The following is a 24,585-nucleotide window of genomic DNA, read 5'->3' as shown; positions in this document are numbered from 1 at the left end:
CGCAATGCCGGACCGGCGATTTACCAAGCAGGACCGTCTGCTCAAACCCCGTGATTACAGTGGGGTATTCAGTCAGGTCACTGTCCGAGTGCCTCACCGGCATTTCCTGATCCTGGCCACGCCCAATACGCTTGGGCACGCCAGGATTGGTTTGATTTTCTCCAAGAAAAACCTGAAGCTGGCCGTCCAGCGCAACCGCATGAAACGGCTTGTGCGCGAAACATTTCGCCAGCAAACGGATTTGCCCGCCATGGACATCGTTGTCCTGGGGCGGCAGGGATTGGCTGAACTCGACAACCCGGCCACTCATCGAATTCTCAATGAGCTGTGGCAGCGCTTGCGGCGCAAGGCCCGACGAGCAGATACTGCCTCCGGCTGACCAGGGGTACCGGATCTCATGATACGACAGCTCGTCCTCCTCCCGGTCCGGTTTTACCGGTATGCCATCAGCCCCCTCATGGCGTCCCATTGCCGCCACTACCCCACATGCTCCGCTTACGCACTGGAAGCGATTGAAAGACATGGTATTCTGCGCGGCGGCTATCTGACGATTCGACGATTACTGCGCTGTCATCCGTGGACTGCGGGAGGATATGATCCGGTACCGCCGGTATGCGACCGCGATCACGGCCAGGATAAGCACCACACACATTGTTCTTACCAAACAAAACAGCCGACACATTAACCTATGGATATTCAACGCACGATCCTCTGGGTAGGCCTTGCCATTGTCAGTTACATGATGGTGCTCGCCTGGAACGAAGATTATCACCAGACGCCGACTGAACCGGTGGCGCAAAGCCAGCAGGCGACCGACACCTCCTCCCCGTCGCTGTCCTCGGGTTCCGGGCAACAGCAGGCTACCGGCCAGACTGGCAGCAACGAGTTCGCCACGCCCGAAGATCAGGGCCAGACCCAGGTTGCAGGCTCCTCCGTCAAGGCTGCTGACAACGGACAGAAGATTGACATCCGGACCGATGTCCTTGACCTGAGTATCAACCTCCAGGGCGGTAACATCACCCGTGCGTCGCTGCTCAAGTACAAGGAGTCGCTGGACAGACCCAATCCCCTGGAGCTCCTGCAGAACAACGCCACCCGCACCTACGTGATGGAAAGCAGCCTGATCGGCCGCGATGGCATTGACGCCCCCAGCAACGGGCCGGTGCCGACCTACTCCGCTGCGCAGACCAACTACACCCTGGGAAATGGAACCGACAGCCTGACCGTCGACCTGAACTACACCACCGACAAGGGCGTCAAGATCACCAAGCGCTACACGCTGAAGCGTGACAGTTACGAGATCGATGTCCGCTACCTGGTGGATAACCAGTCCGACAGCCCCTGGCAGGCAAACTTTGCCGGCAAGATCGTGCGGGACAACAGCCCGGATCCCACGGCGCAGAAGAGCGTCGGGATCCGCTCGTTCCTGGGCATGGTGCTGAGCTCCAACCAGGATCCGTACGAAAAGTACAGCCTGGATGACCTCAAGGAGGCTCCCATCAACCAGACCGCGGAAGGGGGTTGGGTCGCCTTCCTGCAGCATTACTTCCTCAGTGCCTGGATTCCCGATCCGGACACCAAGCATAAGTATCAGACCACCCAGCGTAACAACCTGAACGTGATGGGCTTCGTCAGCAGCGCAACGACCGTCGCACCGGGTGAGCAGGCGGAGATCGGGGCACGCGCCTACGTCGGGCCCAAGATCATCGATCGTCTGGAAAACGTCGCTCCGAACCTGGACCGGACCGTCGACTTCGGCTGGCTGTTCTTTATTGCCACCCCGCTCTTCGTTGTCCTGAACTGGTTCCACAGTATCTTCGGTAACTGGGGGATCGCGATCATCCTGCTGACCTGTACCGTCAAGGCCCTGTTCTTCAAGCTGTCGGCGACCAGTTATCGCTCCATGGCACGGATGCGTGCCGTCGGCCCCCAGTTGCAACGCCTCAAGGAAATGTACGGCGACGATCGCCAGCGTATGTCCCAGGAAATGATGGCGCTGTACAAACGCGAGAAGATCAATCCGCTCGGGGGGTGTTTGCCGATCCTGGTGCAGATGCCGGTCTTCATCTCGCTGTACTGGGTCCTGTTCGAGAGCGTGCAGCTGCGCCACGCCCCGTTCTTCCTGTGGATTCACGACCTGTCGGTGATGGACCCGTACTTCGTGCTGCCGATCCTGATGGGCATCAGCATGTTCGTACAAATGAGCCTCAACCCGACACCGCCGGATCCCATGCAGGCCAAGGTGATGAAGGCCATGCCGTTTGTCTTCACCATCTTCTTCCTGTGGTTCCCGGCCGGTCTGGTCCTGTACTGGCTGGTGAACAACGTGCTGTCCATTACCCAGCAGTACTACATCACCCGCAAGATCCAGGCGGAGGGCGTCGGCAGCAAGGCCTGACCCCGATGCCAGATCCGAGACAGGGCTCCGCAGTGAGCCCTGTTTTCGTTTAGGATGCTGAAAACGGTTTCTCTGTTGCCAAACCGGACTACCGCCGATGACTGTAAACGACACCATTGCTGCGATCGCCACCGCACCCGGCCGGGCCGGTGTGGGGATCATCCGGGTCTCCGGACCGCTGGCGCGGCCCATTGCCAGGAAGCTGCTGGGCCTGGAGCCGAAGCCCCGCTATGCGCACTACGGGCCGTTCCTGGACCGTGATGGCCAAGTGATCGACGAAGGCATCGGTCTGTTTTTCCCCAACCCGCATTCCTTTACCGGCGAGGACGTCCTGGAATTGCAGGGGCACGGCGGCACCGTCATCCTCGATCTGCTGCTGCGGGAAGTCTGCGAACACGGTGCACGCCTGGCCCGGCCGGGCGAATTCTCCGAGCGGGCGTTTCTGAATGACAAGATGGACCTGACCCAGGCCGAAGCGATTGCCGACCTGATCGAGAGCAGTTCCGAACAGGCCGCCCGCTGTGCCATGCGGTCTTTGCAGGGCGCGTTCTCCCAGCGCATAGAAAGCCTGGTGGACGCCCTGACGCACCTGCGGATCTACGTTGAGGCGGCGATCGACTTTCCTGAGGAGGAGATCGACTTTCTCGCCGATGGCAAGGTGGCGGGTGACCTGCAGAGCATCATGGACGATCTCGACCGGATCCTGGCGGAAGCCCAGCAGGGCACCATCCTGCGGGATGGTATGCGGGTGGTGATCGCTGGCCGGCCCAATGCCGGCAAGTCGAGCCTGCTCAACACCCTCGCCGGCCGGGAGGCGGCCATCGTTACCGCCATTGAAGGCACCACCCGGGATGTCCTGCGGGAACATATCCACATCGATGGGATGCCGCTCCACGTGATCGATACCGCCGGCCTGCGGGACAGTCCCGACGAGGTGGAGAAAATCGGCATTGCCCGGGCCTGGGAAGAGATCGAGCAGGCGGACCGCATCCTGTTGATGGTGGACGCGACCACCACTGAAGCGGTTGATCCGGAAGCCATCTGGCCCGACTTTATCCACAGGCTATCCACGGGGGCACCGTTGACCGTGATTCGCAACAAGGTGGATCTGACCGGCGAGGCGGCCGGGCTGGATGAGAGCCAGGCGGTGCCTGTGGTTCGGATTGCCGCCAAGGCGGGCGACGGCATCGACGCCCTGCGGGAACACCTGAAAGCCTGCATGGGGTACGCCACCACCACCGAGGGCGGTTTCCTGGCCCGGCGACGACACCTGGTGGCATTGGAACAGGCCCAGGCGTCCCTGCAACAGGGGCAGGCCCAACTCGAGGGTTACGGCGCCGGTGAGCTGCTGGCCGAGGATTTACGCCAGGCCCAGGATGCACTTGGCGAAGTCACCGGGGCCATGACCCCGGACGATCTGCTGGGCAAGATCTTCAGCAGCTTCTGCATCGGCAAGTAGGCTGTCGGCGCGGGCCCCTGCAGCACCCAGGTCTGCCAATTGAACGGCGACCACCTCAGCCCCAAACGCCCGGCGCCGGGCTGGATCGGTGGCCGTCTACCGACTGGTCGCCGATTGGGCAGGAATTCACGTATTGATTCAGCGGCTTGAATCGGGTTGCTTTACAAAAACGAACAGCGAAGGCGACGAATTGCTACCCCACCCTGGGGTAGACTTTCCGACGATTTATTTCCGGGCGGACCGGGAGCGGGTCGCCCAAAATCCAATCGACGGAGATGTTCCCTGATGCGCAAAGTGCTCGCCCTGTGCCTGTTCGCCCTGACGCTGGTGTCGTCCGCCGGCGTCCACGCGGCGGATCCTGACAAGCTCTATTTCTATACGGAAAACTTCCCACCTTACAACATGAGCGCTTCGGGCCGTGCGTTCGAGCATAGCCGTGAGAACATCGACGGCATTTGTGCCGAGATGGTAAAAGCCCTCATGGCCCAGACCGACCTGGAATACCGCATGAAGCTGCGGAACTGGGATTACGGCTATAACCGCGTGCTGGAGAAAAAGAACCACGGCATCTTCTGCACCACCTATACCGAGGATCGTGCGCCGCTGTTCAAGTGGGTGGGCCCGCTCACCCATAACCTGTGGACGGTGTTTGCCCGTGCGGACAACAAGATCAAGATGGATAGTCTGGAAGACGCCAGAGGCAAGACCATCGGTGGTTACCGTGGCGACGTGATGACCGAGTACCTGCTCAAGCGGGGCTATACGGTATCCCAGCTGGACAGCGACGACCTGAACCCGAAGCGTCTGGATCTGGGGCAGATCGACCTGTGGATCGCCGACCGTCTGGCGGGTCCCTACTTTGCGTCCCAGCAGGATGTGGAAGACTTGGTGCCGGTGTATTCCTTCAACAAGACCGATCTCTACCTGGCCATCAACAAGTCCACGCCGGACGCCATCGTCGACAAGATCAAGGCAGGACTGAAGAAGATCCACGACAATGGCATGTACGAAGCCATCGAGGACAAGTACGGCCTCTGATCCGTCCTTGCCTGAAGACTCAAGCGGCACCCGGTGTATTCCGGGTGCCGCTTTTTTTTTGCGCAAGTCTGGCGCCGGTGGCTTAAATCGATGTGAATAATGGCGATAGAGTACTGAAAATAAATCGAATTTAAGGTTTATCCACAGGGTGGCCCGGAGCCGCCCTTGCGCGCGCGATGCTGTGGATCGGGACCACGGCCGGTGTGCCCGGCCGGCATTCTGCCAGCGGGCATCGGCCACCTGGACGTTGTCCGTCGGGCGGTGTCAGCCGACGTCTGTCAGCTCCCGGTCGCGCAGCGGTTTCAGGACCTGTACGTTGCTGCGGCTACCCAGGAAGTCGGGGCGGGCCTTGTTGCCGCAATAAGGGGATTCGAGGGTGTTTTCCACACTGTTATAGACGAAGAACAGGTTGCTGCGTGGCCAGGGCGACATATTGGCGTTGGAACCGTGCAGCGTATTGCACTCGAAGATGATCAGCGATCCGGCCGGTCCGGTGGGCGCCTTGATGCCGTTCTGGTCGATCAGGTCGTCCAGGTCCCGGTGGCCCGGCACGCCCAACTCCTGCTTTTTCAGGGAGGACTGGTAGTTGTCTTCCGGCGTACGGCCCACGCAGGGAATAAACGTCCTGTGGGAGCCGGGCACCAGCATCAGCGGGCCGTTGAACGGGGTGTTGTCGGTCAGGGCGATTGAGAAACTCACGGCGCGCATGCGCGGCATGCCGTCCTCGGCGTGCCAGGTCTCGAAGTCAGAGTGCCAGTCGAAGCCCTTGCCGTGGAAGCCGGGCTTGTAGTTGATGCGGGACTGGTGGATGTAGGCCTCGCTGCCCAGCAACTGGTGCACCATGTCCAGGATGCGCGGGTCCCGGGTCAGCCGGTGGAAGCGATCGGACAGTTCATGGATGCCGAAGATGGAGCGGATCTCCTGCTTGCCCGGTTCGGTGATGGTGCCCTCGGACTGCAGGATCGACTCGTCGTCTTCGTACAGGCGCAGATCGTCGCGGAAGCGGCGGACAGTGGCCTCATCCAGGAACCGGTTGAACACCAGGAAACCGTCGCGTTCGTACTGGGCCATTTCGGTTTCACTCAACGGACCGTCGGTGCGGTCCCGGCCCTGGCTGTGGACGATGGGGTCACGTCGGTCGAAACGCGCCATCGGGCGTTCCAGGCGGGTGGGATAAAAGTCGTCAGATCGAGTCTCCATTCGAACCTCCTACTTTTGCTGCTTAATGCTGATTTGTCGTGATTCACCTCGTTGGGAGAAAAGTGCGCCAGTGATTTATGGGCGTTGGAAAAACTTTCAAGCCCTGGATCCGAAAACAAAAAATCCCGACCGAAGCCGGGATTGCAAGAGGCCTGAAGGGCCATGCGTCAGTCCGTGAATGCCATATGCTCGGCATCCAGCTGCATCAGGTTGCGGGTGGGCGAGAGCATGCTGGTGGCATGGGCCTGTGCTCGTGGCAGGAGGCGGTCGTAATAGAACTCGGCCGTGGCCAGCTTGGCCCGGTAGAAGGCTTCGGACTCCTCCCCGCCCTTCTCCAGCTTCTCCGCTGCCACAGCGGCCATACGCATCCACATGTAGGCCATGGTGACGTAGCCGCTGAACATCAGGAAATCATGGGCGGCGGCACTGATCCGGTCGCGATCCTTGCGGGCGTTGAGCATCAGGCGCACGGTCAGCACGTTCCATTGGGCGGCCAGCTTCAGCAGTTCCCAGGCGTAGGGGCGCAGCTGCTTGTTGGCCACGTGTTTGCGCGCGAAGTTGGAGATGCGCAGGGTGAACTCGCGCACCGCCCCGCCCTGGGTCATCAGCATCACCTTGCGGCCCAGCAGGTCGAGGGCCTGTATACCGGTGGTGCCTTCGTACAGGGTGGCGATCTTGGTGTCGCGCACGATCTGCTCCATGCCGTGCTCACGAATGTAGCCGTGGCCACCGAACACCTGCACGCCCAGGTTGGCCGCCTCGTAGCCCATTTCCGTCAGGAAGCCCTTGAGGATGGGGGTGAGGAAGCCGAGCTTGTCGTCATAGGTTTCCGCTTTCTTTTCATCGCCTTCCAGATGGCCCTCCACCATGTGATCGGCCAGGCGCGCCGAATAGTAGAGCATGGCGCGGCCACCCTCGGCGAAGGCCTTCTGGGTCAGCAGCATGCGCCGGACGTCGGCGTGGTGGATCAGGCTGTCCGCCACCTGGTCCGGTTCCTTCTTGCCGGACAGCGCACGCATGGAACGGCGCTCCCTGGCGTACTCGAGCGCCCACTGATAGGACAGCTCGGCCGGGCCCACGCCCTGGATGGCGGTGCCGATCCGGGCGGTGTTCATGAAGGTGAACATGCAGTTCAGGCCTTCGTTTTCCGGACCGATCAGGAACCCTTTGGCCGCGTCGAAATTCATCACGCAGGTGGCGGAGGCCTTGATGCCCATCTTCTTCTCGAGGCTGCCGCAGGTGACGCCATTGCGTTCACCCACGCCGCCCTCGGCGTTCGGCAGGAACTTGGGCACGATGAACAGCGAGATGCCCTTGGTGCCTTTCGGGGCGTCCGGTAGACGGGCCAGCACGATGTGTACGATGTTCTCGGTCAGGTCGTGATCGCCGGAGGAAATGAAGATCTTGGTGCCGGTGACCCTGTAGGAGCCGTCCGCCTGGGGTTCGGCCCTGGTTTTCACCTGGCCCAGGTCGGTGCCGCACTGGGGCTCGGTCAGGCACATGGTGCCGCCCCAGCGGCCCTCGGTGAGCGGGACCAGGTAGGTCTGTTTCTGTTCGTCGCTGCCATGCAACTGGATGGTGTTCATTGCCCCCAGGGACAACCCCGGGTACATGCTGAACGGCCAGTTGGCGGTGCCCATCATTTCCTGCTTGAGCAGGCCCATGGACGCCGGCAGACCCTGGCCGCCCAGCTCCTCGGGCGCCGAAAGACCCTGCCAGCCACCCATCATGTACTGCTGGTAGGCCTCCTTGTAGCCACTGGGGGTGGTGACCTCGCCATTCTCCAGTTTGCAGCCTTCCTCGTCGCCGCTCTGGTACAGCGGGCTCAGCACTTCCTCACAGAACCTGCCGCATTCGGCCAGGATCGCGTCGACAATATCCGGCGTGGCGTTCTCACCCGCCTTCAGGGACGCGTAGTGCTTCGGATAGTCGAACACGTCGTTGAGCAGGAACTTCATGTCGCGCAGGGGCGCCTTGTACGTCGGCATAGCATCACCTCTGGAGTCGGTACAACTCGATAGCCCGGCACGGCCTAATGGCCGGCAGTTGCTGCACGTTGTACGACAATCGCCAGGGGCTGCCATTGACGAAAAGTGCCCGGGGGTCTGTCGGATTAGCCAATTGGCTGAAATGACGGAGTGGTGCCCGGCGCCCATTCTGCCGGGCATTGCAGCGAGTGCCGGTCGTTTCCCGGGGGCCTCGTCTTGGCCTGAAAAGACATGTCGCCGGCATTGGTCCGCCCGCTCGCGGATTCCGTATGAGCGAGGTAACAAGTTTTTACGGGCAATAGGTAGAGAGATCATGCAAAGTAAGTGGAAGCCTTGGTGTCGTCGCAGCTTTGCAGGCCTGGCCGGTGCCCTGGCATTGGCCGGGCTGCTGGCGGGGTGTGCCGCTCCGTCCCTGAGCGACTACGAAGGTCGCACGCCAACCCTGGAGCCGCGCACCTTCTTCGACGGGACCCTGTCGGCCCGCGGTATCGTCAAGGATTTCGGCGGCGAAGTGATCCGTACCTTCGATGCGGATATCCAGGCCAGCTGGAACGGACAGGGCGTGGGCACGCTGGATGAAACCTTCCGCTTCGATGACGGCGAGATCCAGACCCGTACCTGGACGCTGACGCCGGTCGACCACGGCTACCGGACCACCGCCGGCGATGTGGTGGAACCGGGGCTGATGCAGTGGCAGGGCAACGCCATTCATATGAATTACGTGCTCAGGGTGCCCTATAGCGACGACACCGTCGATGTGCGCCTGGACGACTGGATGTATGCGGTGACGGATGACACCGTCATCAACCAGACGCGGATGAGCAAGTGGGGCGTCACGGTGGGTGAACTGGTCCTGGTGATCCGCCGGGAGCCGACAGGCAGACAGTAGCCGACGGATGCGAATGCGCGGGATGTCAGTCCCGGCAAGCGTTTGGAGTGGACAATGGGTAAACAGGTGGCGATGGCCCTGCTGGTGCTGATCCTGGCCGGCGCGGCCACCGGCGGCTTCTTGTGGATGCAGCAACAGTCGGCCCCGACGGCCATGGAGCGCCAGCGTCCGCCGAGCAAGGTGAACGTGATCCAGCCCCGCATGGCGGAGGTGCAGGACGTGGTGGAGGCGGTCGGCACACTCCAGGCCCGTGAGGACATCATGCTGACGGCCGAGGTCAGTGGCCGCATCGTGGCGTTGAATTTCGACCCGGGCAAAGCGGTGCGCAAGGGGCAGTTGCTGGTGCAACTGGACGATCGCCAGGCCCGGGCGGATCTGGAGGTGGCCGAAGCCCGGCTGCAGGACGCCCGCACCAAGTACAACCGGGCCTCACGGCTGCAGTCCAACAACAGCATCTCCCAGTCCCAGGTAGACGAACTGCGCACCGCCCTGAGCGTCGCCGAGGCCCAGAAGGCCGCGGCTCTGGTGCGACTGGAGAACCACCGGATCGCAGCGCCGTTCGCCGGCGTGGTGGGACTACGCAACACCAGCGTCGGGGCTTATCTCGAAGCCGGCGACAGCATCGCCACCCTGCACGCCGTGGATCCGATGGAGCTCACCTTTTCCATTCCCGAACGCTACCTGGGCCAGATCAGCCTGGGCCAACCGCTTAAATCCAGCACCGCGGCGTACCAGGGCAAGGCCTTCGATGGCCGGCTGGCCGAGCTGGATTCCCGGCTTAATCCCCTGACTCGCGCGCTACCGGTCAAGGCGTTGATCAGCAATCCCGACGGTCTTTTGCGGCCGGGCCTGTTCATGGCCGTGTCACTGACGCTGGACACCCGCCGGGCGCTGGTGATTCCCGAGCAGGCGGTGATGACCCGGGGCGACACCCAGTATGTGTTCGTGGCCGTGGACGGCACCGCCCGTCGCCAGACCCTCAAGCTGGGCACCCGGTCACCGGGGCGGGTCGAGGTGATCAGCGGCCTGACCGAGGACGATGCCGTGGTGATCACCGGCCAGGACCGTCTCAGCAGCGGCGACGCCGTGGAGGTGCTGGAAGGCGGCGACAACCTGATCGGCGGTGACTGGCCCGATCGCCGGGAAGGGTAAGTAGGAATCCATGATCCTGTCCGATGTCTCCATCAAACGGCCGGTCTTCGCCACGGTCATCAGTCTGCTGATCCTGGTCTTCGGCCTGGCGGCGCTGCGTGGGTTGCCGGTGCGTGAATACCCGGACATCGATCCGCCCGAAGTGTCCGTTTCCACCCGTTACACCGGGGCCGCGGCGGAAGTGGTCGACACCCAGATCACCCAGGTGATCGAAGGCGCCATCAGCGGTGTCGAGGGGATCCGCTCGATCGAGTCCAGTACCGAGCAGGGCGAGTCCCGCACCTCCATTGAATTCACTACCTCGCGGGATATCGATGTCGCCGCCAACGACGTGCGCGATGCCGTGGCCCGGGTGGTCGACGAACTGCCGGAAGAGGCCGACGCCCCGGTTATCCGCAAGGCCGACTCCGATGCCCGCCCGATGATGTGGGTTACCTTGCAGAGCGACGAATGGGACGCCGCCCAGCTCACCGATTTTGCCGAACGGGTGCTGGTGGACCGGCTCTCCGTGCTGGATGGTGTGGCGGACGTCCGCATCGGCGGGGAGCGGCGTTACGCCATCCGCGTCTGGCTCGACCGGGAGAAGCTGGCCTCGCGCAACATCACCGTCGCCGAAGTGGAGGCGGCGCTGCGCGCGAACAACGTGGAGCTGCCGGCCGGCTCGATCGAGTCCAACACCCGGAACTTCACCGTGCGGGCCGAAGGCCGGTTATCCACCGTCGAGGAATTCCGCAACATGGTGATCCGCCGGGACGGCAACGACCTGCTGCGCCTGGGTGAGGTGGCCAACGTGGTGATGGGGGTGGAATCGGACACCAGCCGGCTGCGGGCCAACGGCCGCACGGCCATCGGTATGGGGATCATCCGCCAGTCCAAGGCCAACACCGTGGCGGTGTCGGACCGGGTGCGGGCCGAGATGGAGAGGATCCGCGAGACCCTGCCGCCGGAAGTCAGCATCCGCCAGAGCTACGACGAATCCATCTTCATCCGCGCCTCCATTAGGGAGGTGATGGTCACCCTGGGCATTGCCATCGCGCTGGTGATCCTGGTGATCTTCCTGTTCCTGCGCTCCTGGCGCGCCACCCTGATTCCGGCGGTGACCATCCCGGTCGCGGTGATCGGCGCCTTTATCGGCCTGGGTTTCATGGGCTTTTCCATCAACGTGCTGACGCTGCTGGCGATCATCCTGGCGATCGGTCTGGTGGTGGACGATGCCATCGTGATGCTGGAGAACATCCAGCGCCGCATCGACCTGGGCGAACCGCCGTTGGTGGCCGCTTACTTCGGTGCCCTGCAGGTGGCGTTTGCGGTCATTGCCACCACGCTGACGCTGGTGGCGGTGTTCATTCCCATCTCCTTCATGGGCGGCAATGTCGGCCGTCTGTTCGGCGAATTCGGTTTCACCCTGGCCAGTGCGGTGATCGTCTCCAGCCTCGTGGCGCTGAGCCTGACGCCCATGCTCTGCTCCAGGTGGCTCAGGCACAGCCCGGTCAGCGCCGAGGGCCATCGCCTCTGGGCGGCGTCGGAGAAGGTCTTTGGCGGCCTGAACCGGGGCTATGAACGATTGCTGCGTTTCTCGCTACGCCAGCCCGGCCTGCTGCTGGGCCTGGGACTGGCCGGTATCCTGCTCTCCGCGGCTGTTTTCCCCCGTCTGCCGCAGGAACTGGCCCCCACTGAAGATCGCGGTGTGATCATCATCCCCGCCAAGGCGCCCCGGGGCTCGACGGTGGAGTACACCGACCATCATGTGAAGAAAATCGAGGAACGGCTGTTGCCCTACATCGATCAGGGGGTGGCTGACCGCTTGCTGGCGATAGTCGGCTTCCGCGAAGAGGCGGACAACGCCTTCCTGATCCTGGGGCTGACCCCCTGGGACCAGCGCGACATGAAACAGCAGGACCTGACCGCAGAACTGTTTCCCAGGCTGGCCGAGGTGCCCGGGGTGCGTTCGGTGGCGGTGAACCCGCCGGGACTGGGCCAGCGGGGCTTCAACCAGCCGATCGAATTGGTCATCGGCGGGCCGGATTACGACACGGTGCAGCGCTGGAGCGAGGAAATCCTGGAACGGGCCAGGGAAAACCCGGACCTGCAGAACCTGGAAACGGATTTCGAACGGACCCGGCCGGAACTGCGGGTCACCCTGGACCGGCAGCGGGCGGCGGACCTGGACGTCACCGTGCAGGATGTGGGCTCCACACTGCAGACCATGCTGGCCTCGAGGCAGGTGACCACCTACCTGGACCGGGGCCGGGAATACGACGTGATCCTGCAGGCTGCCGACGCCGACCGGGCCACGCCTTCCGACCTGGGCAACATCTTCCTGCGGCCCCGGGCCGGCGGAGACCTGATTCCGCTGGGCGCGCTGGTGAACCTGCAGGAAATCGGCGCCAACCCGGACCTGCGGCGCATCGACCGGTTGCCGGCGGTGGTCATCAGCGGCTCACTGGCGCCGGGCTATGACCTGGGCTCGGCGCTGGATTATCTGAACCGGCTGGCTGTGGATAACCTGCCGCCGGAGGCCCGCATCAGCTACAAGGGGCTGAGCCGGGAGTTCGTGGATTCCTCCAACGCCATCTACGTCACCTTCATCCTGGCCTTCATCATCGTCTTCCTGGTGCTGGCCGCGCAGTTCGAAAGCTGGATCCATCCGCTGATCATCATGCTGTCCGTGCCCCTCGCGGTGACCGGTGCCTTGATCGCGCTGGCCCTGTCGGGCATCAGCCTGAACATATACAGCCAGATCGGAATCATCATGCTTTTAGGGCTGATGGCGAAAAATGGCATCCTGATCGTGGAATTTGCCAACCAGTTACGGGATGAAGGCTACAGCGTTCACGACGCCATCGTGGAGGGCGCCATCCTGCGCTTCCGTCCGGTGCTGATGACGACCATTTCCACGATTTTCGGCGCGGTTCCGCTGGTGATCGCCACCGGCGCCGGTGCCGAGAGCCGGGCAGCGATCGGCGTGGTGGTGCTGGGCGGCCTGATTTTCGCGACCACACTGACCCTGTTCATCATCCCGGTTCTGTATAACCTGATCGCCCGCTTCGCCCGGTCCGCCAATACGGTGGACCGGGAGTTGCAGCGGGAAATCCGATTGCAGGGGCGGTCCGGTGCGGTGGCGGGTGGCGCGCAGGCCCCGCGACAGGATGACGCCTGAAACCGTCCGAGGCTATTCGGGAAATCCGGTTGCGGTGCATTGCGCGGCTTGAGGGCTTGACGCAAACTTTTCCACGGATCGACGAAACGGACTTTCCCGGCCGGCGAAAGACAACAACAAACAGCAAAGGACCCAACCCACGATGGCAGACCGGAGCCAGTTCAGGCTGCTGGGACAGCGGCGTTTCCTGCCGTTCTTCCTGACGCAGTTCCTCGGGGCACTGAACGATAACTTCTTCAAGAACGCCCTGCTGTTCATGATCACCTACGGGCTGGCGCGAGGCCTGTTGGGACTGCCCACGGATATCGCCGTCAACCTGGCGGCGCTGCTCTTCATCCTGCCCTTCGTGCTGTTCTCGGGGATTGCCGGCGAGCTTGCCGACAAGTACGACAAGGCGCAGGTGATCCGCTGGGTCAAGCTGGCGGAGATCGGCATCATGCTGGTGGCGGCGGTCGGGCTCTGGCTGGGCTGGTATGCGTTGATGCTCGCGCTGCTGTTCCTGATGGGGGCGCAGTCCACCTTCTTCGGACCGGTGAAGTACGCCATCCTGCCGCAGGTTCTGGATGACGACGAGTTGGTCGGCGGCAACGCCCTGGTGGAAATGGGCACGTTTGTTGCCATCCTGCTGGGTATGCTGGCGGCCGGTGTGGTGATGGGTGTGGGCGGCGCGGAACATTGGGTGGCCCTCGGTGTGCTGGTGATGGCGGTGCTCGGGTACCTGGCGGCCCGGCAGGTGCCGTCGGCGCCGGCAGCGGTTCCCGGGTTGATCCTCAAACTGCAGCCGCTGCGCCAGACCTGGGCGCTGATCCGGATTGCCCGGGAGAATCACGCGGTGTTCCAGAGCGTGCTGGCCATTTCCTGGTTCTGGTTCCTGGGCGCCGCCTACCTGACCCAGTTCCCCAATTTCGCCAAGGTGGACCTGCTGGGCGACGAATCCGTGGTCACGCTGCTGCTGGCGGTGTTCATCATCGGGATCGCCCTGGGTTCCATGCTCTGTGAGAAGCTGTCCGGCCATCGGGTGGAACTGGGCATCGTACCCATCGGGTCGCTGGGCCTGAGCCTGTTCGGGGTGGATCTCTACTTCAGCGTCCCGGCGGCGCCGGTCCAGTCGGACTGGTGGCTGCTGCTGACCCATCACGAGGGTCTGCGGGTACTGGCCGACCTGCTTGGCGTGGGTCTGTTCGGCGGCTTCTTCATCGTGCCCCTGTATGCCTTTGTGCAGCAGGAGGCGGAGCCCGGCAAACGGGCCCGGGTGATTGCCGCGCTGAACGTGATCAACGCGCTGTTCATGGTGGCGAGCGCGCTGGTCGGGGCGCTGATGCTGGGGCCGCTGGGCTTGTCGATTCCCGAGTTCCTGCTGGTGCTGTCGATCGCCAACCTGGTGGTGGCGGGTTACGTCTACAGCCGGGTGCCGGAATTCGCCCTGCGGTTTGTCATCTGGTGCCTGTCCCACACCATCTACCGGGTGCGCCATGAGGGGCTGGACCACATCCCCGAGGAGGGCCCGGCCATCCTGGTCTGCAATCACGTGTCCTACATGGACGCGCTGGTGATTGCCGGTGCAGTCAAGCGACCGGTGCGTTTCGTGATGGACGACCGGATCTTCAACATGCCGCTGCTGGGCGGGTTTTTCCGCCTGGCCCAGACCATCCCGATTGCCCCGCGCAGCAAGAAGCCAGAGGTTTACCAGACCGCCATGGACAAGGTGGCCGAGGAACTGGCGGCGGGTCATCTGGTGTGTATTTTTCCGGAGGGCAAGTTGACCACCGACGGCGAGATCGACCAGTTCCGCCAGGGCATCGAGACGCTGGTGGCGCGTTCGCCCGTGCCGGTCGTGCCGATGGCCTTGCAAGGCCTCTGGGGCAGCGTATTCAGCCACAAGGGCGGTAAAGCCGGGACGCATCCTCCCAAGCGCTTCTGGTCCCGCATCGGTCTGGTGGCCGGTCCGGTGTGGTCGCCGGAACAGGTAAGTGCCGAGGGACTGGAAGCGACCGTGCGGAATCTACGGGGGAGTCAGGCCTGAACGATTGCGGAAATTCCGTAGATCCTGTGGATAACTTTATGAATAACCCGGGGGTAGCTTTGGGATACCTCTTGTATATATTTTATAAATCAATAGGTTGTGTCGATAAAGAGGCATTTTGGGACTTGGCCGCAATGTGGATAAGTGTTTTAAAAACTTTTCTGAGAAGAGCGGCCCAACCGGCTGACCAATAAGAACTTTTCTCAAAAAGTGGAACAGGTCGTTGCCGGAGTGTGCAGTGCAGTCGGGGGGTGGTTAAAAAATATTCATCGCCCCTGCAATTTTTTCCGTTAAACGGTATACTCCGTACCCATTTTTCTGTGTCTCCCGAGGTGTTTTGTGGAATTCCCGGATCGTTTCGATGTCATCGTCATTGGCGGCGGCCATGCCGGCACCGAGGCTGCCCTGGCGGCGGCGCGCATGGGATCCCGTACGCTGCTGCTGACCCACAATATTGAAACCCTGGGCCAGATGTCCTGTAACCCCGCTATCGGCGGTATCGGCAAGAGCCACCTGGTCAAGGAAATCGACGCCCTGGGCGGCGCCATGGCGCAGGCCACCGATCGAGCCGGTATCCAGTTCCGGGTACTCAACTCGCGCAAGGGCCCGGCCGTGCGCGCCACCCGCGCCCAGGCCGATCGCGTGCTGTACAAGGCCGCCATTCGCGAGGTGCTCGAGAACCAGCCCAACCTGACCATCTTCCAGCAGGCCGCCGATGACCTGATCGTCGAGGGTGACCAGGTGTGCGGCGTGGTGACCCAGACCGGGATCCGCTTCACCGCGGCCAACGTGGTGCTGACCACAGGTACTTTCCTGGGCGGGGTTATCCACATGGGGCTGAAGAATCACGCCGGCGGCCGTGCCGGTGATCCGCCCGCCATTGCCCTGGCCCAGCGCCTGCGCGAGCTGCCGTTCAATGTCGGTCGCCTGAAAACCGGCACCCCGCCGCGCATCGACAGCCGCTCGGTGGATTTCTCCGTCATGCAGGAGCAGTGGGGCGACGACCCGACCCCGGTCATGTCGTTCATGGGCTCCCGCGATCAGCATCCGCAGCAGGTATGCTGCTATGTCACGCGGACCACTGAGGAAACCCACGACATCATCCGCAGCGGCTTTGACCGCTCGCCGATGTTTGCCGGTGATATCGAGGGCGTCGGACCGCGCTACTGCCCGTCCATCGAGGACAAGGTGAACCGTTTTGCGGACAAGGATTCCCACCAGATCTTCGTTGAGCCGGAAGGACTGACCGTCAACGAGCTGTATCCCAACGGCATCTCCACCAGCCTGCCGTTCGACATCCAGTTGAAGGCGGTGCGCTCGATTCCGGGCTTCGAGAACGCGCACATCACCCGGCCGGGCTACGCCATCGAGTACGATTACCTGAACCCGCAGGACCTGCGCCACACGCTGGAAACCAAGTTCATCGGTGGGCTCTACTTCGCCGGTCAGATCAACGGCACCACCGGTTACGAAGAGGCCGGGGCGCAGGGACTGCTGGCGGGCATCAACGCCGCGCTGCGGGCGCAGGAGAAAGACGCCTGGTACCCGCGCCGCGACGAAGCCTACCTGGGCGTGCTGGTGGACGACCTGATCACCATGGGCACCTCCGAACCGTACCGCATGTTCACCAGTCGGGCGGAATATCGCCTGATCCTGCGCGAGGACAACGCCGACCTGCGCCTGACCGAAACCGGCCACAGGCTGGGCCTGGTGGACGAGACGCGCTGGCAGCGGTTCAACGCCAAGCGCGAGGCCATCGCCGTCGAGCGCCAGCGTCTGGACAGGACCCACGTGCACCCGAACACCCCGGAAGCCGAGCGGGCCAACCAGTACCTGAACAAGCCGTTGCAGAAAGAACACACCCTGGCGGACCTGCTGCGCCGCCCGGAGATCGTCTATTCGCATATCGCCGACATCAGTGGCGAACAGGCGAATGAAATCGTCGCCGGTCAGGTGGAGATCGAAGTGAAGTACGAGGGCTACATCTCTCGCCAGGAGGCCGAGATCGATCGCCTGCGCCGCAACGAGAACCTGCCGCTGCCGGTGGATCTGGACTACGATGCGGTGGGCGGCCTGTCCAACGAGATCAAGCAGAAGCTCAAGGACGTGCGGCCGGAAACCGTCGCCCAGGCCTCCCGCATCCAGGGGGTGACCCCGGCGGCGATCTCCCAGTTGCTGGTGCACCTCAAGAAGCGTGACCTGCTGCGCAAGCAATCCGCATGAGTCGCGACATCCCGGCCAACTGGCCGTCCCAGCTGGACAGCGGTCTCGCGGCCATGGCGCTGGACCTGCCCGATGACACCCGGGAACGGCTGCTGGCCTTCCTGGGGCTGTTGCAGAAATGGAACCGGGCCTACAATCTGACCGCCGTGCGTGAACCCGATGAGATGGTGTCCCGGCAGCTGCTCGACAGCCTGGCCATCCTGCCGTATGTGAAGGCACCGGCTGTCCTCGACGTCGGCGCCGGCGGCGGCCTGCCCGGAATTCCGCTGGCCATCGCCTGTCCCGATCGCCACATTACCCTGCTGGACAGCAACAGCAAGAAGACGCGATTCCTGACACAATGCGTGCTGGAACTCGGGCTCGATAACGTCGAGGTGGTGCATGCGCGGGCCGAAGACTATCGTCCCGGGCGGCCGTTCACCCAGATCACCTCGCGGGCGTTCACGGCCCTGGCCAACCTGGTGAGCTGGTGCGGCCACCTGCTGGCGGATGAGGGGCAGTTCCTGGCCATGAAGGGCCAGTTCCCGGAAGATGAGCTGGCAGCGCTGCCTTTCGACTGGCGACTGCGTGAGGACATCGCGCTGTCGATTCCAGGTTGTGATGGGGCACGTCACTTGCTTATCATTGATCGCGTTCGGACGACAGGAGGCTAACCATGGCGCGCATTATCGCGGTCACCAACCAGAAGGGCGGTGTGGGCAAGACCACCACCTGCGTCAATCTGGCGGCCTCCCTCAGCGCCACCAGGCGGCGCGTGCTGCTGGTGGACATGGATCCGCAGGGCAACGCCACCATGGGCAGCGGCGTGGACAAGAACGCCCTGGCCCTGTCCGGCTACGACGTCCTCACCAAGCGCCAGTCGGCGGCGGACGTGATCATCCTCGCCGAGGCCTCCGGCTTCGATATCCTGCCGGCCAACGGTGACCTGACCGCGGCGGAAGTCGAACTGATGAACGAGATCGGGCGCGAGCACCGGTTGCGGCTGCAGCTCAACGGCGTCCGCGACCGCTACGACTACATCCTGGTGGATTGCCCGCCGTCGCTGAACCTGCTGACCGTAAATGCCCTGTCGGCGGCGGACAGCGTACTGATTCCCATGCAGTGCGAGTACTATGCGCTGGAGGGGCTGGCGGCCCTGATGAACACCGTCGAGCAGATCCAGGAAACCGTCAATCCGGACCTGGCGCTCGAGGGCATCCTGCGCACCATGTACGATCCGCGCAACAGCCTGACGCTGGATGTCTCCGCCCAGCTCAACGAGTATTTCGGCGACAAGGTCTACAAGGCGGTCATCCCGCGCAACGTACGCCTGGCGGAAGCCCCCAGTTACGGGGTGCCGGCGCTCAAGTACGACCGGGCGTCCAAGGGCGCCATTGCCTACCTGGCCCTGGCCGGCGAAATGGTCCGGCGTAACGGGCAGCAGCGCCAGAGCCAGCCGGTGGCGGTCTGACGGTTCCCGGCCCACAGTTTCGATAACACTGATAAAGAATGACGGATACGATGGCGGCGAAAAAACGAGGATTGGGTGAGCGTGGACTGGGCGCACTGCTGGCGGGCTCCAAGGTCAACCTGGACCGGGATGACCTGAGCGAGCACGACGGCGAACTGCGGCAAATTCCCGTCGACCTGATCCAGCGCAGCCGCTATCAACCGCGCCGCGATATGGATCAGGCAGCCCTGCAGGAACTGGCGGACTCCATCCGTCAGCAGGGGGTGATGCAGCCGGTCGTGGTCCGTCCGCTTGCCGAGGGCCGTTTCGAGCTGATCGCCGGCGAACGCCGCTGGCGGGCCACACAGCTGGCCGAGCTGGACCAGATCCCGGCCATCATCCGCGACGTGCCGGACGAAGCCGCCATCGCCATGGCGCTGATCGAGAATATCCAGCGCGAGAACCTGAACCCCATAGAAGAAGCCTTCGCCCTTCAGCGCCTGCAGGACGAATTTGGCCTGACCCAGGCCCAGGTGGCCGAAGCGGTTGGCAAATCCCGCACCACGATCACCAACCTGCTGCGCCTGATCGGCCTCACCGAAGACGTCCGGGTGATGCTGGAACACGGGGACCTGGAAATGGGTCACGGCCGGGCCATGCTGACCCTGCCGCCGGAACTGCAGCTGCAGGCCGCCCGCCAGGTGGTCGCCAAATCCCTCTCCGTACGTCAGACCGAAGCCCTGGTCCGCCGTCTCCAGCAGGAAGCGGAATCACCGGGCCGCGACAAAAAGTCGCAGGTGGACCCCAACATCCGCCGCCTGCAGGACGACCTCGCCGAGCGCCTGGGTGCGCGGGTGGCCATCAACCATGGCCAGAAAGGCAAGGGCAAACTCGTGATCGAGTACAGCAGCCTCGACGAGCTGGATGGCATCCTGGGCCACATCAAGTAAAGGCCGCTGCTGGCGGGCATTTCCTCTCCTTGTTTGATCCACACGCGATGGGGGCGACGCCGTCGCGCGCCGTGCCGTGTGCATTCGCTGGCTCCGGACAGCGTACTGCGGCGACTACATACATCGAAAATATTGCGCTAAAAAATGAATTTTTATGATGGATCACGATGGGTCTGAAAGGCGCCAGAACCAAGGAATTAGTGCCAAAGAAGGGCATTTTCCCTGCCCGATAACGGGGCAGGTCGTGTTGAACCCGGTTGAGTTAACACATATAATCCCGCTGCCTTGACACTAGAGGTTTATGAGTACCCGGCAGCGGCAGGTGGCGCGGAACATGAAAGACTGTTCTAACAAATATCCGGGTCGCCGGACTGACACGACTCGGCCAGCCGTCCACCGATTGACATGGATACAGCTGTCCTTCACTGTCGCCATAGCCGGAGTAGGGTACCTGTTCGCAGGTCAGGTTGCGGGGTACTCCGGACTGTTGGGCGGTTTGATCTACACGATTCCCAACGCCTTTTTTACAAGACAGGTTTTTGCCTATCGGCCGGCAGGGGCGATGGGCCACATTGTGCGCGCGTTTTACTGGGGTGAAGTCATCAAATTGGCGCTTACGGCGCTTTTGTTTGCCGCCGTTTTCAAGTGGGTCCAGCCCCTGAATGCCGGGGTGTTGTTTCTGGCCTTCATCCTGGTACTGACAACGAATACATTGGCCCCGGCGCTGTGGGGGCCTAAATCTTTGAAAAATAGGGCTTGAGAGACTGACATGGCAGGCGAAAGCGAAAACCTCACTGCGTCCAGTTATATCGATCACCACCTGACGAACCTGACCTTCGGCCAGTTGCCGGCGGGCACCCGCCCCGGTCAGGACCAGGCTATCTGGACCATGGCGCACAATGGTGCAGAAGCCCAGCAGATGGGCTTCATGGCGATTCACGTCGACATGATCGGCTGGTCGCTGGTGCTGGGCATCATCTTCTTCATCATGTTCCGCAAGGTCGCCAAGACCATGACGTCCGACACCCCGAGCGGGTTCCAGAACTTCGTGGAAATGGTGGTGGACTTCGTCCAGGACAACGTCAAGGGCATGTTCCCCTACAAGAACCCGCTGGTCGCGCCGATGGCCCTGACCATTCTGGTGTGGGTTTTCCTGATGAACTTCATGGACCTGATCGCCGTCGACCTGTTGCCCTGGATCGCCAAGATGGTCGGTGTCCATGTGCTGGGGGCCGATCCCCACACGGTCTTCTTCAAAGTGGTACCGTCGACCGACCCGAACGTCACCCTGGGTATGGCCTTCGACGTTTTCCTGCTGATCCTGTTCTTCAGTATTCGCGAGAAAGGCCTGGGCGGCTTCATCGGGGAACTGACCCTGCATCCGTTCAGCAACAAGAACCCGATCGTTCAGGCATTCTTCATCCCGATCAACTTCGTCCTGGAATTCGTCAACATGATTGCCAAGCCGGTCTCACTGGGCCTGCGACTGTTCGGCAACATGTATGCCGGCGAAATGATCTTCATCCTGATTGCCCTGATGTACAGTGCCGGACCGGTACTGGGTATCTTCGGTGGCGGCCTGCAGATCGTCTGGGCTCTGTTCCACATCCTGATTATCTCGTTGCAGGCGTTCATCTTCATGGTCCTGACCATTGTTTACATGTCGCAGTCTTTCGAGACCGGCGAGAGTCACTAAAAGTTTAAACCTAACCCAAGCTCAACCATTAACGGGAGATAAAAAAGTGAGTGAAGCACAAGCTCTGATCATACTGGCAAGCGGTATCCTGATGGGTCTGGCAGCTGTTGGCGCCGCTATCGGTGTAGGTATCCTGGGTTCCAAATTCCTGGAAGGCGGTGCACGCCAGCCGGAACTGATCCCGATGCTCCGTACCCAGTTCTTCGTTGTTATGGGTCTTGTTGACGCGGTTCCGATGATCGGCGTTGGTCTGGGGCTCTACATCCTGTTCGTTGTTGCAGGCTAAGCACCGGAGTTGACCACCTAATTCATTCCATTTAGTGGAGAAGCGGTGTGAGTTTTAACCTTACATTTATCGGTCAAATGATCGCGTTTGCCGTATTTGTATGGCTCACCATGCGGTACGTGTGGACTCCGATCACCAAGGCCATGGAAGAACGGCAGAAGAAGATTGCCGATGGCCTGAGCGCGGCTGACCGCGCCAACCGTGATCTGGAGCTGGCGCAGGAAAAAGCGGCCCAGGAACTGCGTGAAGCCAAGCAAAAGGCAGCCGAGATCATCGATCAAGCGAACAAGCGGTCGGCCCGTCTGGTCGACGAGGCCAAGGAAAACGCCCGCGTTGAAGGCGAGCGGATTCTGGCCCAGGCCAGTGCCGAGATCGAGCGGGAACAGAACCGTGCGAAAGAAGCACTGCGCGCGGAACTGGCTTCGCTGGTTATCACCGGTGCAGAGAAGATCCTGGAAACCTCTGTCGACGCCAAAGCTCACAGCGAGATGCTGGACAAGCTGTCTGCGCAACTGTAAACGGGGTTTGACATGGCAGAGTTGATAACGCTAGCCCGGCCTTACGCGAACGCCGCGTTTGCGATTGCCCAGGATACCGGCACGCTCGACGAGTGGTCGGAGATGCTGGCCTTCGCCAGTGCGGTGGCGAGTGACCCCCAGGTAAAACTACTGGTGGCGCACCCGACCCTTCCGGACGAGCAAAAAGCATCGGCATTCGCCGATTTCTGCGAGGGTAAATTGTCTGAGCAGGGGCGTAACTTCATTGCGCTGCTGGCTGAGAACAAGCGATTGCCCCTCTTGCCGGAAATCAATGCCTTGTTTGAAGGACTGCGGGCTAAGCTGGAGAGTTCAGTCAACGTTGAGATGGCGTCCCCGTTCGACGTGTCGAACGACGAGGAAGCCAAGCTGGTGGAAGCACTCTCCCGCAAGTTAGGCCGCAAGGTGAACCTGTCTACCACTACTGATAAGTCGCTGATTGGTGGAGTTGTGATTCGCGCGGGCGACGTCGTCATCGACGCCTCTGTACGAGGCAGGCTTGAGAAGCTGGCGGAAGCGATAGGTTCCTGATTGCAGATAACGGTTTGAGGATAAAGGCATGCAGCAACTGAATCCATCCGAGATCAGTGACATCATCAAGAAGAGGATCGAAAAGCTCGATATCTCTTCGGAAGCACGTAACGAAGGCACCATCCTGTCGGTTTCCGACGGTATCGTGCGTATCCACGGTCTTGCCGACGTCATGTACGGCGAGATGATTGAATTCGACAACGGCATCTTCGGCATGGCGCTCAACCTGGAGCGTGACTCGGTCGGTGCGGTTGTCCTGGGTGACTACGAAGGGCTGGCGGAAGGCCAGAAGGTGCGTTGCACCGGTCGCATCCTGGAAGTCCCGGTGGGCGAACAGCTGCTGGGCCGGGTTGTTGACGCCCTGGGTAACCCGATCGACGGCAACGGTGATCTGAACACCGAGCTGACCGCTCCGATCGAGAAGGTCGCGCCGGGCGTTATCGCCCGTCAGTCCGTTGACCAGCCGGTCCAGACCGGTCTGAAAGCCATCGACACCATGGTGCCGATCGGCCGTGGCCAGCGTGAGCTGATCATCGGTGACCGCCAGATCGGTAAGACGGCGGTGGCGATCGACGCGATCATCAACCAGAAAGACAGCGGCATCAAGTGTATCTATGTGGCTGTTGGCCAGAAGCAGTCCTCCATTGCTGCCGTCGTGCGCAAGCTGGAAGAGCACGGCGCCATGGACCACACCATCGTGGTCGCTGCCGGTGCGGCCGATCCGGCTGCCATGCAGTTCCTGGCACCGTATGCCGGTACCTCCATGGGCGAGTACTTCCGCGACCGCGGTGAAGACGCCCTGATTGTCTTCGACGACCTGTCCAAGCAGGCGGTGGCCTATCGCCAGATTTCCCTGCTGCTGCGTCGTCCGCCGGGCCGTGAAGCCTACCCGGGTGACGTTTTCTACCTGCACTCACGTTTGCTGGAGCGGGCTTCCCGCGTCAATGCCGACTACGTGGAGCAGAAGACCAACGGTGAAGTGAAAGGCCAGACCGGTTCCCTGACCGCGTTGCCGATCATCGAAACCCAGGCCGGTGACGTGTCTGCATTCGTACCGACCAACGTGATCTCGATTACCGACGGTCAGATCTTCCTGGAAACCAACCTGTTCAACTCCGGTATCCGTCCGGCGATGAACGCAGGTATCTCGGTTTCGCGGGTTGGTGGTTCGGCCCAGACCAAGATCATGAAGAAGCTGGGTGGCGGTATCCGTCTGGCCCTGGCTCAGTACCGCGAACTGGCGGCCTTCGCCCAGTTTGCGTCTGACCTGGACGACGCGACCCGCAAGCAGCTCGAGCATGGTCAGCGTGTCACCGAACTGATGAAGCAGAACCAGTACAGCCCGATGTCCGTGGCTGAGATGGGCACGGTTCTGTACGCAGCGAACGAAGGTTTCCTGGACGACGTTGATGTCGACAAGGTCGTGGCTTTTGAAGCGGCCCTGCTGGACTGGATGCGCACCGAACAGGGTGAGCTCCTGGCCAAGATCAACGAGAAAGGCGATTACAACGACGAGATCGCCGCAGGCCTGAAAGCTGCAATCGAGAAATTCAAGACCACTCAGACCTGGTAACGACAGACGGCCCGCCTACCCGGCGGGCTCTGTTGGTTTCGGGCTCGAGTGTCT

Annotated in this window: 21 protein-coding genes; 19 read left to right on the top strand and 2 right to left on the bottom strand. The window is 62.0% G+C overall.

What is annotated here, in order from left to right; all coding sequences use genetic code 11:
- Positions 1–4 precede the first annotated feature (4 nt).
- The 5 genes from rnpA to EZI54_RS09130 all read left to right on the top strand — a co-directional run bounded on the left by rnpA (position 5) and on the right by EZI54_RS09130 (position 4,895).
- The gene (gene rnpA, locus EZI54_RS09150; RefSeq protein WP_131481207.1) at positions 5–379 is read left to right on the top strand and encodes a ribonuclease P protein component; all 375 of its coding nucleotides are present in this window, start codon (positions 5–7) and stop codon (positions 377–379) included.
- A gap of 21 nt (positions 380–400) precedes the next feature.
- Positions 401–685: a membrane protein insertion efficiency factor YidD gene (gene yidD / locus EZI54_RS09145; protein WP_131481332.1), complete on the top strand. Its 285-nt coding sequence runs from the start codon at positions 401–403 to the stop codon at positions 683–685.
- 3 nt (positions 686–688) lie between these two features.
- Positions 689–2,398 (top strand): membrane protein insertase YidC, encoded by a 1,710-nt coding sequence (gene yidC, locus EZI54_RS09140; protein WP_131481205.1) that lies wholly within the window; start codon positions 689–691, stop codon positions 2,396–2,398.
- A gap of 97 nt (positions 2,399–2,495) precedes the next feature.
- Positions 2,496–3,857, top strand: a complete 1,362-nt coding sequence (gene mnmE, locus EZI54_RS09135) for a tRNA uridine-5-carboxymethylaminomethyl(34) synthesis GTPase MnmE (RefSeq protein WP_131481203.1) — start codon at positions 2,496–2,498, stop codon at positions 3,855–3,857.
- 285 nt (positions 3,858–4,142) lie between these two features.
- Entirely contained in the window at positions 4,143–4,895 is a 753-nt protein-coding gene (locus tag EZI54_RS09130; protein WP_131481201.1) for a substrate-binding periplasmic protein, read from the top strand.
- A gap of 264 nt (positions 4,896–5,159) precedes the next feature.
- On the opposite strand, the gene thpD is transcribed toward EZI54_RS09130, so the two are convergent.
- Positions 5,160–6,095: an ectoine hydroxylase gene (gene thpD / locus EZI54_RS09125; protein WP_131481199.1), complete on the bottom strand. Its 936-nt coding sequence runs from the start codon at positions 6,093–6,095 to the stop codon at positions 5,160–5,162.
- Between the two features lie 167 nt (positions 6,096–6,262).
- The gene (locus EZI54_RS09120; RefSeq protein ID WP_131481197.1) at positions 6,263–8,083 is read right to left on the bottom strand and encodes an acyl-CoA dehydrogenase C-terminal domain-containing protein; all 1,821 of its coding nucleotides are present in this window, start codon (positions 8,081–8,083) and stop codon (positions 6,263–6,265) included.
- Between the two features lie 313 nt (positions 8,084–8,396).
- Here EZI54_RS09120 and EZI54_RS09115 point away from each other — a divergent pair, with 313 nt between their 5' ends.
- The 14 genes from EZI54_RS09115 (at position 8,397) to atpA (ending at position 24,531) form a co-directional block, all read left to right on the top strand.
- Positions 8,397–8,972, top strand: a complete 576-nt coding sequence (locus tag EZI54_RS09115) for a DUF3833 domain-containing protein (RefSeq protein ID WP_131481195.1) — start codon at positions 8,397–8,399, stop codon at positions 8,970–8,972.
- A gap of 54 nt (positions 8,973–9,026) precedes the next feature.
- Complete coding sequence (locus EZI54_RS09110; RefSeq protein WP_131481193.1) at positions 9,027–10,124, top strand: efflux RND transporter periplasmic adaptor subunit; 1,098 nt, start codon at positions 9,027–9,029, stop codon at positions 10,122–10,124.
- Positions 10,125–10,134: 10 nt separating this feature from the next.
- The gene (locus EZI54_RS09105) at positions 10,135–13,284 is read left to right on the top strand and encodes an efflux RND transporter permease subunit (RefSeq protein ID WP_131481191.1); all 3,150 of its coding nucleotides are present in this window, start codon (positions 10,135–10,137) and stop codon (positions 13,282–13,284) included.
- Between the two features lie 142 nt (positions 13,285–13,426).
- Positions 13,427–15,307 (top strand): MFS transporter, encoded by a 1,881-nt coding sequence (locus tag EZI54_RS09100; protein WP_131481190.1) that lies wholly within the window; start codon positions 13,427–13,429, stop codon positions 15,305–15,307.
- A 339-nt stretch (positions 15,308–15,646) separates the two neighbouring features.
- Positions 15,647–17,530, top strand: coding sequence for a tRNA uridine-5-carboxymethylaminomethyl(34) synthesis enzyme MnmG (gene mnmG, locus EZI54_RS09095; RefSeq protein ID WP_131481188.1), 1,884 nt, complete (start codon positions 15,647–15,649; stop codon positions 17,528–17,530).
- Positions 17,527–18,183, top strand: coding sequence for a 16S rRNA (guanine(527)-N(7))-methyltransferase RsmG (rsmG, locus tag EZI54_RS09090; protein ID WP_131481186.1), 657 nt, complete (start codon positions 17,527–17,529; stop codon positions 18,181–18,183). Before mnmG ends, rsmG begins: the two co-directional genes overlap by 4 nt.
- 2 nt (positions 18,184–18,185) lie before the next feature.
- Positions 18,186–18,980 carry a ParA family protein gene (locus EZI54_RS09085; protein ID WP_131481184.1) on the top strand — a complete coding sequence of 265 codons (795 nt, stop codon included), beginning with the start codon at positions 18,186–18,188 and terminating at the stop codon, positions 18,978–18,980.
- A 50-nt stretch (positions 18,981–19,030) separates the two neighbouring features.
- A complete protein-coding gene (locus tag EZI54_RS09080; protein ID WP_131481330.1) occupies positions 19,031–19,909 on the top strand; it encodes a ParB/RepB/Spo0J family partition protein in 879 nt (292 codons plus the stop codon).
- Between the two features lie 301 nt (positions 19,910–20,210).
- Positions 20,211–20,669, top strand: a complete 459-nt coding sequence (locus EZI54_RS09075; protein ID WP_131481182.1) for an ATP synthase subunit I — start codon at positions 20,211–20,213, stop codon at positions 20,667–20,669.
- A gap of 9 nt (positions 20,670–20,678) precedes the next feature.
- Positions 20,679–21,605 carry a F0F1 ATP synthase subunit A gene (atpB, locus tag EZI54_RS09070; RefSeq protein WP_131481180.1) on the top strand — a complete coding sequence of 309 codons (927 nt, stop codon included), beginning with the start codon at positions 20,679–20,681 and terminating at the stop codon, positions 21,603–21,605.
- Between the two features lie 46 nt (positions 21,606–21,651).
- On the top strand, positions 21,652–21,891 hold the full coding sequence (gene atpE, locus EZI54_RS09065; RefSeq protein ID WP_008940031.1) for a F0F1 ATP synthase subunit C: 240 nt from the start codon (positions 21,652–21,654) through the stop codon (positions 21,889–21,891).
- Positions 21,892–21,938: 47 nt separating this feature from the next.
- Positions 21,939–22,409, top strand: coding sequence for a F0F1 ATP synthase subunit B (locus tag EZI54_RS09060; protein ID WP_123633862.1), 471 nt, complete (start codon positions 21,939–21,941; stop codon positions 22,407–22,409).
- 12 nt (positions 22,410–22,421) lie between these two features.
- A complete protein-coding gene (locus EZI54_RS09055; RefSeq protein WP_131481178.1) occupies positions 22,422–22,958 on the top strand; it encodes a F0F1 ATP synthase subunit delta in 537 nt (178 codons plus the stop codon).
- A 28-nt stretch (positions 22,959–22,986) separates the two neighbouring features.
- Positions 22,987–24,531: a F0F1 ATP synthase subunit alpha gene (gene atpA, locus EZI54_RS09050; protein WP_131481176.1), complete on the top strand. Its 1,545-nt coding sequence runs from the start codon at positions 22,987–22,989 to the stop codon at positions 24,529–24,531.
- Positions 24,532–24,585: the final 54 nt, after the last annotated feature.

Source organism: Marinobacter halodurans, from assembly GCF_004327985.1.
GTDB classification, from domain to species: Bacteria; Pseudomonadota; Gammaproteobacteria; order Pseudomonadales; family Oleiphilaceae; genus Marinobacter_A; species Marinobacter_A halodurans.
This window is presented reverse-complemented; position numbering and strand designations above follow the sequence as displayed.

Bases quoted from the DNA above. Each gene is read 5' to 3' on its own strand.
- rnpA (WP_131481207.1), top strand. From the start codon at position 5: ATGCCGGACCGGCGATTTACCAAGCAGGACCGTCTGCTCAAACCCCGT.
- yidC (WP_131481205.1), top strand. From the start codon at position 689: ATGGATATTCAACGCACGATCCTCTGGGTAGGCCTTGCCATTGTCAGT.
- mnmE (WP_131481203.1), top strand. From the start codon at position 2,496: ATGACTGTAAACGACACCATTGCTGCGATCGCCACCGCACCCGGCCGG.
- EZI54_RS09130 (WP_131481201.1), top strand. From the start codon at position 4,143: ATGCGCAAAGTGCTCGCCCTGTGCCTGTTCGCCCTGACGCTGGTGTCG.
- thpD (WP_131481199.1), bottom strand. From the start codon at position 6,095: ATGGAGACTCGATCTGACGACTTTTATCCCACCCGCCTGGAACGCCCG.
- EZI54_RS09120 (WP_131481197.1), bottom strand. From the start codon at position 8,083: ATGCCGACGTACAAGGCGCCCCTGCGCGACATGAAGTTCCTGCTCAAC.
- EZI54_RS09115 (WP_131481195.1), top strand. From the start codon at position 8,397: ATGCAAAGTAAGTGGAAGCCTTGGTGTCGTCGCAGCTTTGCAGGCCTG.
- EZI54_RS09110 (WP_131481193.1), top strand. From the start codon at position 9,027: ATGGGTAAACAGGTGGCGATGGCCCTGCTGGTGCTGATCCTGGCCGGC.
- EZI54_RS09105 (WP_131481191.1), top strand. From the start codon at position 10,135: ATGATCCTGTCCGATGTCTCCATCAAACGGCCGGTCTTCGCCACGGTC.
- EZI54_RS09100 (WP_131481190.1), top strand. From the start codon at position 13,427: ATGGCAGACCGGAGCCAGTTCAGGCTGCTGGGACAGCGGCGTTTCCTG.
- rsmG (WP_131481186.1), top strand. From the start codon at position 17,527: ATGAGTCGCGACATCCCGGCCAACTGGCCGTCCCAGCTGGACAGCGGT.
- EZI54_RS09085 (WP_131481184.1), top strand. From the start codon at position 18,186: ATGGCGCGCATTATCGCGGTCACCAACCAGAAGGGCGGTGTGGGCAAG.
- EZI54_RS09080 (WP_131481330.1), top strand. From the start codon at position 19,031: ATGGCGGCGAAAAAACGAGGATTGGGTGAGCGTGGACTGGGCGCACTG.
- EZI54_RS09075 (WP_131481182.1), top strand. From the start codon at position 20,211: ATGAGTACCCGGCAGCGGCAGGTGGCGCGGAACATGAAAGACTGTTCT.
- atpB (WP_131481180.1), top strand. From the start codon at position 20,679: ATGGCAGGCGAAAGCGAAAACCTCACTGCGTCCAGTTATATCGATCAC.
- EZI54_RS09055 (WP_131481178.1), top strand. From the start codon at position 22,422: ATGGCAGAGTTGATAACGCTAGCCCGGCCTTACGCGAACGCCGCGTTT.
- atpA (WP_131481176.1), top strand. From the start codon at position 22,987: ATGCAGCAACTGAATCCATCCGAGATCAGTGACATCATCAAGAAGAGG.